Source organism: Roseateles sp., assembly GCF_047654805.1.
In the GTDB taxonomy this organism is placed as follows: domain Bacteria; phylum Pseudomonadota; class Gammaproteobacteria; order Burkholderiales; family Burkholderiaceae_C; genus Pelomonas.
Window position 1 is genome coordinate 4,514,206 of the sequence record NZ_JASGIV010000001.1, and the last position, 13,364, is coordinate 4,527,569.

Here is a 13,364-nt window from a genome sequence, read left to right on the forward strand (position 1 = left end):
CGTCTCAGTGAGCGTCCAGTCCCGGTGCTTGGGCCTGCCAGGGCCAGCACGCCGGATCATCGGCAGGCGACCAGGCTTGGTCGGCCTGGTAGCCGGTCACGCGCAGCATGGCGGCCAAGGGGTTGGCGGCCGGCGCGAAGCGCGGGTCCAGGGCCTTGTCGATGATGTCCACCAGATCCTGCAGATGGGCGCGCCGCGTGCGGTCGCCCTGGCCCGCACGGGCGGCGATCTGGCCCTTGAGGTCGCGCAGCTCTGCCCGCAAGACGGCCTGGCCGTCGTCCAGCCCTGCCAGGCTGGGGAAGTTGAGCCGCGCGATCAGCGTGTCGACATAGTGGCGTTGCAGGCTCCTGCGCGGCACCGGGATGGCGTCCGCACCGGCGAGCTCGGTGAACACGCCGCGGCGCAGCTCGCCCAGCATGTCCTCCAAGCGGTAGGCCCGTGCGCCCAGTTCGGCCTCCTGGGCAACCAGGCGGCGGCCACGGGCGGGGTCCAGCAGCATGCGCAGCAGGCCGCGCTGATAGAGGCTCAGCGTGGTTGGCGCCTCGGAGGCGCGCAGCCGCTGCGTCACGGCTGGGTCCAGCAGCCATTGCGGGGTGCTCAGCAGATGCTCGGCCAGGAACTTGAGCGCGCGCGCCTGCTGGGCGCGCGGCACGGCAGTGGCAATGGCGCCGGGCTGGTCGTTGTGCTTGTTCTGCACGCTGTAGCCACCCACGATGGACACCACATGGCCGAGCTCGCGCAGCCACTGCATTGCCGTGGCGCGGTACAGCTCCTCCAGCGTCCTGTCGTCCTTGCCGTCCCGTGGCACGAGGTCGGGCAGCAGCTTCACCACCCGCTGCAGATTGCGCAGACCCAGCCCGGTGGCCGTCACCGCATCGGCGTCACCGACGGCCTCGGCGTTCTCGCCGAAGTCGCCACCCTCGGCCTTGGGCGCGCTGAAGCGCAGCCACGGCTTGCCCTCCTGTTCGCGCGCCCACAGATTGAGTTGCTGGCGCTCGTCCTCCGGCGTCCTGGCGCTGGGAATGGGCGTGTAGCCCCAGCGGGTGGCGAAGACGTCGTACGGCCCAATCTTTGGGATCAGCAGCGCGGGGTCGATCTTGTCCTCCGGCTGGACGACGTAGTTGAAGCGGCTGTAATCCATCAGCGACGGCGTATGCCCCATGGTCTTGAGCCATTGCGGGTCGCGCAGCTTGTCCACGGGGTAGAGCGAGCTGGCCTTCATGTTGTGCGGGAATCCCAGCGCATGCCCCATCTCGTGCGTGACGACCATGGCCACCAGCTCGCCCATCAGCTCGTCGGGCAGCGGCAGCGTACGGGCGCGCGGATCCAGCGGACCGACCTGGGTGACATACCAGTCGCGCTGCAGCTGCAAGATGTTGTGGAAGACCACGACGTTGGCGTTCAGGATCTCGCCGCTGCGCGGATCGGCCAGGTGGGGGCCGTAGGCATTGGGGATGGCCGACGGCACCCAGCGGATGATGCTGTAGCGCACGTCCTCGGGATCGAACTCGGGGTCCTGCTCGGGCGTCGGATATGGGAGTGCCTGCACGGCGTTCCTGAAGCCGGCGGCCTCGAAGGCCTCGTTCCAGGCCTCCACACCCTTCTTCACATAGGGCAGCAGCGCGGTGGGCGTGGCCTTGTCGATGTACCAGACGAGAGGCTTGACGGGTTCGCTGATCGCCGCGCCGGGATCCTTCTTCTCCAGTCGCCAGCGCGTGATGAGGCGCTCGGTGCGAGCTTCCTGCAGGCCGGTGCCGAAGTCCGTGCGGCCGACACTCAGAAAACCCACGCGGTCGTCCAGCAGACGCGGCATCATGGGCTGCTGCGGCAGCTGCACGATGCTGTAGGCAAGGTTCAGCGACACGCTTCGCGCAGGCTGTATCTGCGGCATGGTCGGCAGGCCCAGCAGCGTGGGCGTCGGCAGCGGCGCGATGTTGTAGGTCTGCACGGCATCCACGCGCACGCTGCCCGGGAAGGCCTTGGTCTTCTCGATGTAGCTGCGGCTGCTGTCCAGCGAACCGCGCACCATCGTGCGGGCGCTGAAATCCCCCATCTCCGCACTGAACATCCGCGTCACCTCGATGACGGGCGCCCCGTCCTTGCCATAGGCCTCCACCGGGAACACGGCGAGGATGGCGTCGCGCTGGGACTGGCGGACAGCATCGGCCAGCACGTTGTCGGGCGAGGTGACGGCGCCGTGGGACACCAGCTGCAGCAGCACGCGGTGCTGGTGCAGCACGAAGCGCAGCACATCCTGGTTCAGCGCCCGCCCCACATGCTCGAGGCCGGCCGGCACGGCCGTGGCGTTGGCCGCCATCAGCAGCGGCTGCTCCAGCAAGGTCTTGGGGATCTCGAAGTAGAGCTTGTTCTTGATCCTGTGGACCGCGAAAAGCCCCCGCTGCGTCTTGGCCTCGGCGGTGATGACCTTGTCGAAGGGCTTGGGCTCGGTCGGGTCCGGCAGGACCACCGCGGGACGCCCCCCGGCGGGGGACGCCGCCGACGCGGGTGGCGACGGGGGCGCAGATGGCGTCTGCGCGAAGGCCTGGCCGGCGGCCAGGACGCAGGACAGCAAAGCGAGCCAGGCGCGGCCGCAGGTCTTGTTCTTCATGACATCCCTTGGGTTGCACGCACCATGGTGCGCGGTGGCGATGTTAGGGATGTCGTCCCGCCCCGCCGCTCAACGACTTGAGATATTTTTGGCACCGGCGCGCGGCATGGCGCAGCCGAGCAGCAGATCGTCAGTCCTTGCCCGTCACAGGCACATCACCCCAAAGCGCCTCAGAAGCTCTCCCAGCGGCCGGCCTCGTCCGTGGCCAGCGCAGGCTGGGCCTTGGCTTTCGGGGCGGCTCGAACCGACGGGGACGCCGGCATGGGCGCCACAGGGCGTGCCACCGAGCGCGCAACCTGACGCGCAACAGGCGGTGTGCGCTTGGACGGCACCGTCGACAGCTGGGACTCGGCTCCCAGCTTGAACTGATCGACCACTTCGGCCAGCCGGGCCGCCTGGTGCTTCAGGCTCTCAGCTGCCGCGGCCGACTCCTCGACGAGGGCAGCGTTTTGCTGCGTGACCTGATCCAGCTGGTTGACGGCCTCGCTGACCTGCGTGATGCCCTTGGCCTGTTCGCCGCTTGCCGCGTCGATCTCGCCAATGAGGTCGGCCACGCGGCGCACATGAGCCACGATCTCGCCCATGGTGTCGCCGGCCTCCGCCACCAGTTGCGAACCCGCGTCCACCCTCTCGACGCTCTGGCTGATCAGGCCCTTGATTTCCTTGGCAGCCTCGGCAGAACGCTGCGCGAGCACGCGCACCTCGCCGGCCACGACCGCGAAGCCGCGCCCCTGCTCGCCGGCGCGCGCAGCTTCCACGGCCGCGTTGAGCGCCAGGATGTTGGTCTGGAACGCGATGCCGTCGATGGTGCCGATGATGTCGACGATCTTGCGCGAGCTGGTCGTGATCTCGTCCATGGTGCTGACGACGCGGCCCACCACCTCGCCACCCTTGGTGGCCACGCCGCTGGCACTGCTCGCGAGCTGGGTGGCGGTGCGCGCGATGTCGGCGTTCTGCCTGACCGTCGCGCTCATCTCCTCCATCGAAGCCGCAGTCTGCTGCAGGTTGGATGCCTGCTCCTCGGTGCGCTGCGACAGGTCGGCGTTGCCGGTCGCGATCTCGGACGAACCGGTGGCGATGGAGTCCGAACTGTGGCGGACCTGGCTGACGATCTTGACCAGGTTGTCGTTCATCGCGCCCAGCGCGCGCAAAAGCTGCGCCACTTCGTCGCGCCCATGCGCAACGACGCTCTGGCGCAGGTCACCGACCGAGACGGCCTCGGCGAGCTGCACGGCGGCCGCGACCGGCTGGGTGATGGAGCGCGTGATCAACCACGCGAGCACGATGCCCGTGGCGATCGCGAACACCGCCGCCGCGAGGGTGATCCATTCGGCGCTGTGCTGGACGGCCTGCGCGGCGTCGAACTCCTGCTTGGCCACGCGGACCTGCAGACGCTGGAGCTCGCCCAGCGTGTCCGCGACCTGCGGCGCCATCTCGGCGACCTTGCCGTCGTAGAGGGCCCGCGCCGCCTGCAGGTCGCCCTTGAGCAAGGCGGCGCGCGCCGGTGCCAGTCCTTGCTGTGCATAACTGCTGCGGGCGGCGACGAAGCGGTCGGCCAGCTGCTTCTCCTCTGGCGTCAGCTTGGTCGCCAGGTACTGCTGCAGCAACTCGTCGATGGCCTTGATGTTGGCGCCAAGCTCCTGGGAGTGCTTCTCGATCGCCGCGGGCTCGGGCTTGAGCATCATCTCCGCCAGCAAGAAGCGATTGCGTATCGTCAGCCGGCTGATGTCGCCCAGCTGGGACAGCGGCACGGTGCGATCCTCGTAGACGGTCTGAAGGCCCGCGGCCACCTGGGCCAGGCTGGCCCGCCCAAGCAGCGCCACCGCGGCCAGCAGACACAGCACCAGGCCGAAGGACAGCCCCAGACGCGGGCCGATCCTGACTTGCTTCAACCAGTCCATCGCACGCTCCCGTTTGGAGCGCCAACTGTAGGCAGTGGTTGATTGCGTTGTCAAAGGAATTGTGCAGTGCAGCAAATTTGCTGCAAGACAACGATGGAGGCTCCTCGCGCGCTGCCGCGCCGCGCTCACCAGGCCCTGAACCGTCCCGTCACGTGCAGCATGGCCATGAACTGCAGCAGCCCGTCGTAGTAGCGCCACTGGCCCGACGGCGGCTCCAGCGCCCAGAGGTCGTTGACGAAGCGTTCGCCAAGCGCCTTGTCGACCAGCAGCGCGGCAACGGCATTGCTGGCGATCAGGCCCTTGGAGGGTTCGTCGTTGAGCGGCCTGCCATCGAGGGTATAGAGGTGCGGATAGGGCTTGCCGTCCCGGCCCTGGGCGGCGAAGAACGTCAGCAGCCGGCGACTCAATCCAGCCGCCTCGGGGTTGCGCCCCCACCAGGCCTGGTCGACGCTCCAGTTCACCGCCGTGCGGAAGGCGTCGTAGCGGAAGTCCTCATGGCCCTCATGCACGCGCGGGCGGCCATCGAACTCGGCGTAGTCGGGCGTCAGGCCGGTCCTGGGATGCGCGGCGACGGAGAAGTAGGCGCGGCTGATGTCGGCGATCTCGGCCCAGCGCTGCCGGTCCCCGGGGTTGTCGGCGCGGCGTGCCCAGATCTCATAGAAGGCCGGCAGGTGGTAGGACGGATCGCTGAAGTCCGCGGCCTCACCGATGGGCACGAACACGACCTGGCGGCGCTGCGGCGAGAACATGGCCCGCACGCCATCGACGATGCCGCCGTTCATGGCCTCCTTGTGCAGCATGGCGCCAAGCAGCGCCTGGGCCTGGGCGTTGTAGTCGTAGAGCCCCTGGCCATTGCCCCAGCGGCCGGCGGCCATCAGGAGGGCGGTGGCGAAGTACTCCTCGCCGTCGGAGGCGGGTACGGCGTCCTTGTCGCAGCCCCTGGGCTGGCATTGCCAGCGGAAATAACCGGCGCGCGGCCCCGCGCGGTAGCGCATGTGCGTGGCGGCCCAGTTCCACAGCGCATCGAACTCTGCCTTGCGGCCCATCTGCACGGCAACCATCATGCCGTAGGACATGCCCTCGCTGCGCACGTCGGCGTTGCCAACGTCGAGCACATAGGAGGCGGGGCCGTCGGGCGTCGGCGCTGCCGCGTAGACGATGCGCTGCTGCGCGCCGCCTTCGAACAGCGAGCTCCAGTAGCGCTCCAGCTTGGCGTCGATGTCGGCCTCGCCGACGTCGGGACGGATCTCGCGCAGCAGGTTGCGGTACTGGCCCGTGATCGCCGCGCCGGGGGGCGCCGCCGCAGCGGCGGCCTTCGGTGCAAGCACGAGCTTGTGCAGCACGGCGTTGTCGTCCAGGCGCCAGACGCGGATGACGTGGCGGCCGGGTCGCAGGTCCTTGAGGGTGGCGTGCAGCACGAAGTCGTTGTCCTTGACGGCCCGGGCCCAGTCCTTCTCCTCGCGGCTCAGTTCCGGGCCGGCCGTGGGTACGAGGTTGAGCTTCAGCTCCTGCGCCGGCTGCTCGTCAATGGCTACGGCCAGGTGGATGCCGCCAGCGTTGCGCGTGTCCAGCGTGGGCACCATGTGCAGGCTCAGCAGCATGTCGCCGCCTTGCCGGACATCGATGTCGTACTCCAGCCGCACGCCGTCGGCCAGCGTCGTCGGCGCGCGTCCCTGCGGCAGCGCCGTCACGGCCCCGGGGCCGGGGCCGGGGCCGAGGTTGGGGATGGCCGTCCAGGCCAGGCCGCGACCGTTGACCGCGCGGCTGAAGTTCCCGGCCTCGATGGTGATCGCCGGCGGAGCCGCAGCGGCCGCCGAGGCCGCTGCGCCGCGCGCCAGCTGGCGCTGCACCTCGGCCGCGTCAACCCCATCGGACTTCGCGGCCACGCGCTGCACGGCCGGCATGATGTTCCGGTCCGGCTGCTGCCAGCTGGTGTAGCCGATGTGGGTCTGCAGCATCATGCCGGCCCACTTGCCGCCGTTCAGCGCGTGGTACTGGTCGGTGATGGCCTGGTCGCGCGCGAATGCAGCCTCGGCGCGATCGGCAAAGACGTTGGCTCGCGCGTCGCCGGCCTTGGCCAGCCGCTGGTTCCAGGCCGCCGCATAGTGCAGACGGTAGAGGTTGGCCATGGCCAGCACCGGATGCTCGACGAGCTGGAAGTAGGCGTCGAGCTGCTCGGGCCGCAGGGCCTGCCTGAGATCGGCGACCCGCGCCTCCAGCGCCTCCCACTCGGCCACGCGGCGCCCGAAATCGCCGCCGTCCAGCGCATCGGCGGATGCGCCGCCAAGAGGGAAGCTGGCCGGATCGACCAGCTCAGGCTTGCGCCGCGCAGCGTACTGGCTGTAGCGCGTGACCAGCTCCCCGATCTGCGCCGCGTGGGCCGGACCGAAGGTCTGTGCCGCCCAGTCCTTCGGGTAGGCCGCCAGCGCCTTGGGCGTCATCGACTTCGGCGACCAGGCCATGTCGAGGAAGAAGTGGATGGGGAACTCCATGGGCTTGATGTCGCCCGCGTTGACGATCCACAGCGCATCGGCGCCGCGCTCGTGCGCAAGGTTCATCTGCTGCCAGGTCTTCTCGATCTGGTTGGTGTTCAGCCACTTGTAGTTGCGTGGCCCGCCGACGTAGTCGAAGTGGTAGTAGACGCCGTAGCCGCCCTTGCGCCTGTGGTGCTGCGTCGGCAGGCGGCGCACCTGGCCCCAGTTGTCGTCGCAGAACAGCAGCAGGACATCGTCGGGCACCTGCATGCCCTTGTCGTAATAGTCCTGCACCTCCTTGTAGAGGGCCCACATCTGCGGCGTGTCCGACGCCGGCCGCCGGGTCACGTCGGCCAGGATCCGCCGCTGGTCCTGGACGATGCCTTCCAGCAGGCTGATCGCCGTGCCCTCGCTCATGGGTTCGTCGCCGTCGCCGCGCATGCCGACGGTGACGAGGCTGTCGAAGGCACCGCCGTCAGGCCGGCCCATCATGCGCTGCACGCCGCCGCGCCAGAACTCGCGCAGCTTGTCGGCGTTCTTCGCGTAGTCCCAGGCTCCGCCCTTGGTGCGCGTCCATTCGTCGTGGGCACGCATCATGGGCTCGTGGTGCGAGGTGCCCATGACGATGCCCATCTCGTCGGCCAGGACCATGTTCTTCGGATCATCGGCACCGAAGGCGCGCGGCTGCCACATGGCCGGCCACAGGTAGTTGCCTCGCAGGCGCAGGATCAGCTCGAAGACATGGGCGTAGAAGGCCGCGTTGGTGCCGCCAAACCTGGCCTGCGCCCAGGTACTGAGCGCCGGAGCCTCGTCGTTGATGAAGATGCCGCGGTACTTCACCTCCGGCTGGTCGCGCCGCACGCCGGCGGCCAGATAGACATCGGCCTGTCTGCGCACGGGCACGTCGGCCCACCAGGCCCAGGGGCTGACGCCGATGCGTGCCGAGAGGTCGTAGGTGCCGAAGACGGCGCCGCGCCGGTCGGCGCCAGCGATGACGAGGGCCCGCGCCACACCGGGCCAGGGCTGGTCGACGACGGCCTGGGCGTAGCCTTCCCACTGACCCTGAAGGCCGTCGAGCCTGAGCTTTCGGCGTGCGAGGAGGTCGTCCAGCACGGCGCTGCGCCCCAACTGGGCGATGACGACGACCTCACCGCGCGCGTCGGCGATACGGCTCAGCAGCGCCGACGGCCGGCCCGACACGCGCTCCAGGTCGGCCGCGAAGTTGCGGCCCGCATGCCTCAGCGCCGCATCGGCATCGGCCTCCACATAGACGGCCGCCGGCCGCCCCGCCTTCACCAGCGCCAGGCCCCGGCCGGGGTCGCGCGCGCAGACCGACAACGGCGTGTCGCAGGCCAGCACAGGCCCGACGAGGCTGACCGCGGCGAGCAGCCCGGCCATCGACTTCAAGAAACGCATCACCGCTTGTCTCCAGGCACAGGCGTCCTCCGTCGGACGCTCTTTGGCCATTGATGGTTACGCAATCAGTTGACTGATCCTTTTTGCAGACCTCGTCGCAAGATCGGGATTTCCCTGGTATTCAGTCAGCCTTCTCCTCGCCCGCATCGCCTGGACAAGTTCCAGCAATCCGAGCATCGGCGCATTTATGGTAGCGTAACCTTTTTCGTGCGGCCAGCACCGCCGCGCCACCACCACCGCGAAGTCATGATCCGCAACCCCGTGCTGCCCGGCTTCAATCCGGACCCTTCGTTCTGCCGTGTCGGCGACGACTTCTACATCGCCACCTCCACCTTCGAGTGGTATCCGGGCGTGCAGATCCACCACTCGCGCGACCTCGTCAACTGGACGCTGGTGGGCCGCCCGCTGAACCGCAAGAGCCAGCTGGACCTGCGCGGCAACCCCGACTCCTGTGGCGTCTGGGCGCCCTGCCTGTCATGGTCCGACGGAAAGTTCTGGCTGGTCTACACCGACGTCAAGCGCTTCGAGGGCAACTTCAAGGATGCGCACAACTACATCGTCACGGCCCCGAGCATCGACGGCCCCTGGAGCGATCCGGTCTACGTCAACTCGTCGGGCTTCGACCCCTCTCTCTTCCACGACGCGGACGGCCGCAAGTGGTTCCTCAACATGGTCTGGAACCATCGCACCGGCTCCATCGGCGGCCAGCCCAAGGCGCCGGCCTTCGACGGCATCCTGCTGCAGGAGTGGGATGCCCAGCGCGGCAGGCTCGTCGGCCCCGTCACCAACATCTACCGCGGCACCACGCTGGGCCTCGTCGAAGGCCCGCACCTCTTCGCGCGCCAGGGCTGGTACTACCTGGTCACGGCCGAGGGCGGCACGGGCTACAGCCATGCCGTGACGCTGGCGCGCTCGCGCACGCTGCAAGGCCCCTACGAGACGCATCCCCAGCAGCACGTCGTCAGCAGCAAGGATGCGCCCGAGGCGCCGCTGCAGCGTGCCGGCCATGGCCAGGTCGTCGAGCTGCGCGACGGCAGCACCTACCTCGCCCACCTCTGCAGCCGCCCGCTGCCCGGCACGCGGCGCTCGCCGCGCGGCCGCGAGACGGCGATCCAGAAGTGCGTCTGGGGCGATGACGACTGGCTCTATCTCGAGCATGGCGGCATGGTGCCTGCCGTGGATGTGGATGCGCCAGTTGGCGGCGGCCAAGCCCGGCCGCGCGAAGCCCTGTGCCGCAGCTTTGTGGACTGCCCCGCCCTGCCGCCCGAGTTCCAGTGGCTGCGCACGCCCGAGCCTGAACGGCTGTTCACGTTGACCGGATCGGCCCTGCGCCTGACAGGGCGCGAGTCGGTGGGCAGCTGGTTCGAACAGAGCCTGGTGGCACGCCGCCAGGAGGACGCGAGCTTGCGCGCCGAAACCACGCTCGCCGCCTTCGCGCCCGACACCTACCAGCAGGCGGCCGGCCTCGCGCACTACTACAACCGGCACAAGTTCCATGCCCTGGTCGTGACCTGGCAGGACGGCCTGGGCCGCGTGCTCAGCCTCCTGTCCTGCCCCGGCGACTGGCCCGACAACCGGCTGGAGTTCCCGCTGGCCGAGCCCGTGAAGCTGCCGCAGTCCGGCCCGGTGCGCCTGGCTGCCGACATCGATGGCACGGCGCTTCAGTTCCTGGCCGACTGGGGCGTGGGCTGGCAGCCCGTCGGCCCGGTGCTCGACGCCAGCGTCATCTCCGACGAAGGCGGCCGCGGTGAGCACGGGTCTTTCACCGGAGCGTTCATCGGCATGCTGGCCTTCGACACCAGCGGCGGCGCGTGCACGGCGGACTTCACGAGCTTCGACTACCTGCCGCGATGAAGGCGCAGGTCTACCGACTCGGTGCGGCCGGCGGCCTGCAGCTTGAGGTCAGCAACTATGGGGCGCGCTGGCTGTCATGCCTCGTCCCCATGCCGGACGGCAGTCACCGTGAGGCCATCCTGGGCCATGCCACGCTGGCCGACCACATGCGCGAGCCCGGCTTCTTCGGTGCCGTGGTCGGGCGCTATGCCAACCGCATCGGTGGCGCCGCCTTCACCATCGACGGCAACGAGCACCGGCTGGCTGCGAACGAGGGCTCCAACCAGCTGCACGGCGGCTCCGAAGGCTTCGACCGCCGGACCTGGACCGTCATCGACCATGGGCCGCTGCACCTGCGCCTGGCTCTGCATTCGCCGGACGGCGACCAGGGCTACCCCGGCGCGGTAGACGCCGAGGTCGAGTACCGCGTCGATCTGGCCCGTGCAGCGGTCACGCTGCGCTTTGACGCGCGCACGACGGCGCCGTGCCCGGTCAGCCTGACCAGCCACCCCTATTTCAACCTCGAGGGCGGCACGACGCCGGTGCTGGGGCATCGCCTGCGCGTTGCGGCCAGCCAGATGCTCCCCGTGCGGGCCGACATGATCCCCACCGGCGAGCTCGCGGCCGTGGACGGCACGCCCTTCGACCTGCGCCGGGCGCGCCGCATCGGCGACGGCCTGGGCCAGGGCGAACAGCAACAGCGCGGCAGTGGCTACGACCACTGCTTCGCGCTCGACGCCGCGGCCGCGCGCGGCGAGGTCGCAGCGGCCGAGCTCGCGTCGACGGACGGGCGGCTGGCCCTTCGCCTGTTCACCGACTACCCCGGCCTGCAGGTCTGCAGCGGCAACTTCGTGCAGAACTCGCGCGGCCGCGACGGCCTGCCCTTGCAGCGCCATGCCGGCATCGCGCTGGAACCGCAGTTCTTCCCCGATGCCCCCAACCACCCCGCCTGGCGCGAGCAGGGCTGCGTGGTGCGCCCGGGCCAGCCGCTGTCGCGCTGGCTGCGGCTGGAGTTCGACGCGCGCTAGGGCTCGATCCGCGGCCGCGACTCGCCCGCTTCAGGCCAGCAGCCTGCGCACGCGGCCTCGCCTCGCCGCAATGACCACCCGTGACCGCCCATGAGCGCCCACGAGCGGTGCATGGAGAACGCATGAACCGCGAAAGTGCGGCCCGCATCGTTCTGGTGAAAACGCTGAGCGCCGGTGGCTGTCGCAGCTTTATGATAGCGCTCACATCAACCACCGCCCTATCGGATTTGCACCCATGATGCTCACCGACAGCACGGCGGCCCAGGTCAGAACAGCCTGTGCCGCAGCCGCCGCGGCGGCCCATGCCCGCATCCCGGCCAGGCAGCACGATGCACCGGGCTGGCCGGCCCAGCCGCGAGACCCGGCATGACGCGCGCGAAGAAACCCGAAGACCTGCGCAGCGCGCGCTGGTTCGCCAAGGACGACTTCCGTTCCTTCGGGCACCGCAGCCGGGTGCTGCAGATGGGCTATGCGGCCGAGGACTTCATCGGCAAGCCCGTCATCGCCATCGTCAACACCTGGAGTGATGCCAACCAGTGCCACACCCACTTCAAGCAGCGGGTGGAAGACGTCAAGCGCGGCATCCTGCAAGCCGGTGGCTGGCCGCTGGAGCTGCCGGCCATCTCCCTGAGCGAGAGCATGGTCAAGCCCACCTCCATGCTCTACCGCAACTTCCTCGCGATGGAGACCGAGGAGCTGCTGCGCAGCCACCCCGTGGACGGCGCCGTGCTGATGGGCGGCTGCGACAAGACCACGCCGGGCCTGCTGATGGGCGCCATCAGCATGGGACTGCCCTGCATCTACCTGCCTGCTGGTCCCATGCTGCGTGGCAACTGGCGCGGCCAGGTGCTGGGCTCGGGCAGCGACGCCTTCAAGTACTGGGACGAGCGCCGCGCGGGGCGGCTGAGCGACCAGGCCTGGGCCGAGATGGAGGCCGGCATCGCCCGCAGCCACGGCACCTGCATGACCATGGGCACGGCCGCCACGATGATGGGCATTGCCGAGGCGATCGGCTTCACGCTGCCCGGCGCCAGCAGCATTCCGGCGCCGGATGCCAATCACATCCGCATGTCGGCCGAATGCGGCCGGCGCATCGTGCAGATGGTGTGGGAGGACCTGACACCGGCCCGAATGCTGTCCAGGGGCAGCTTTGCCAACGGCATCGCCGTCGCGATGGCCATGGGCTGCAGCACCAACGCCATCATCCATCTCGTGGCCATCAGCCGCCGCGCGGGACTCGCCGTCACGCTGGACGACTTCGACACGGCCAGCCGGCATGTAGGCGTTATCGCCAACATCCGGCCCAGCGGCGACCGCTACCTGATGGAAGACTTCTTCTACGCCGGCGGCCTGCCGGCCCTGATGAACGTCATGCGGGACAAGCTGGACCTGAGAGCGCGGACCGTCAACGGCAAGGCCGTCGCGCAGAACATCGAAGGCGCCGAGGTCTTCGATGACGACGTCATCCGCCCGCTGCACAACCCCATCTACGCCGAAGGCGCGCTGGCGGTGCTGCGGGGCAACCTGGCACCCGACGGCGTCGTCATCAAGCCAAGCGCGGTAGCGCCGCACCTGCTGCGCCACACCGGCCGTGCGCTGGTGTTCGACGACTACCCCAGCCTCAAGGCCGCCGTGGACGACCCGGACCTGGACGTGACCGGCGACGACATCCTTGTGCTGCGCAACGCCGGCCCCAAAGGCGCCGGCATGCCGGAGTGGGGCATGCTGCCCATCCCGACCAAGCTTCTCAAGCAAGGCGTGACCGACATGCTGCGCCTGTCGGACGCGCGCATGAGCGGCACCAGCTACGGCGGCTGCCTGCTGCACTGCAGCCCCGAAGCCTTCGTCGGCGGCCCGCTGGCCCTGGTGAAGACGGGCGACCGCATCACCGTCGACGTACCGGCGCGCAGCATCCACCTCGAAGTCAGCGATGAGGAAATGGCCTTACGCAAGGCCGCATGGACACCCCCGCCGCCCCGCTACGAGCGCGGCTACGGCTGGATGTTCGGCCGCCACATCCTGCAGGCCCACGAGGGCTGCGACTTCGACTTCCTCGAAACCCAGTTCGGCGCCCCGGTGCCCGAACCGGTCATCTACTGAGCCC

At 69.3% G+C, this 13,364-nt stretch carries 7 protein-coding genes; 4 read left to right on the forward strand and 3 right to left on the reverse strand.

Going from position 1 to position 13,364, the window contains the following annotated elements:
- Positions 1-4: 4 nt before the first annotated feature.
- The 3 genes from QM732_RS20315 to QM732_RS20325 form a co-directional block, all read right to left on the reverse strand.
- On the reverse strand, positions 5-2,608 hold the full coding sequence (locus QM732_RS20315; protein ID WP_415657909.1) for a zinc-dependent metalloprotease: 2,604 nt from the start codon (positions 2,606-2,608) through the stop codon (positions 5-7).
- 170 nt (positions 2,609-2,778) lie between these two features.
- Positions 2,779-4,509: a methyl-accepting chemotaxis protein gene (locus QM732_RS20320; RefSeq protein WP_415657910.1), complete on the reverse strand. Its 1,731-nt coding sequence runs from the start codon at positions 4,507-4,509 to the stop codon at positions 2,779-2,781.
- A 125-nt stretch (positions 4,510-4,634) separates the two neighbouring features.
- Entirely contained in the window at positions 4,635-8,399 is a 3,765-nt protein-coding gene (locus QM732_RS20325) for a glycosyl hydrolase family 8 (RefSeq protein WP_415657911.1), read from the reverse strand.
- Positions 8,400-8,645: 246 nt separating this feature from the next.
- Here QM732_RS20325 and QM732_RS20330 point away from each other — a divergent pair, with 246 nt between their 5' ends.
- From QM732_RS20330 to araD, 4 genes are all read left to right on the forward strand, one after another.
- Complete coding sequence (locus tag QM732_RS20330) at positions 8,646-10,253, forward strand: glycoside hydrolase family 43 protein (protein WP_415657912.1); 1,608 nt, start codon at positions 8,646-8,648, stop codon at positions 10,251-10,253.
- The gene (locus QM732_RS20335) at positions 10,250-11,260 is read left to right on the forward strand and encodes an aldose epimerase family protein (protein ID WP_415657913.1); all 1,011 of its coding nucleotides are present in this window, start codon (positions 10,250-10,252) and stop codon (positions 11,258-11,260) included. Before QM732_RS20330 ends, QM732_RS20335 begins: the two co-directional genes overlap by 4 nt.
- Positions 11,261-11,495: 235 nt before the next feature.
- The gene (locus QM732_RS20340; RefSeq protein ID WP_415657914.1) at positions 11,496-11,630 is read left to right on the forward strand and encodes a hypothetical protein; all 135 of its coding nucleotides are present in this window, start codon (positions 11,496-11,498) and stop codon (positions 11,628-11,630) included.
- Positions 11,627-13,360 (forward strand): L-arabinonate dehydratase, encoded by a 1,734-nt coding sequence (gene araD / locus QM732_RS20345; RefSeq protein ID WP_415657915.1) that lies wholly within the window; start codon positions 11,627-11,629, stop codon positions 13,358-13,360. The genes QM732_RS20340 and araD overlap by 4 nt, the downstream gene beginning before the upstream one ends.
- Positions 13,361-13,364 lie beyond the last annotated feature (4 nt).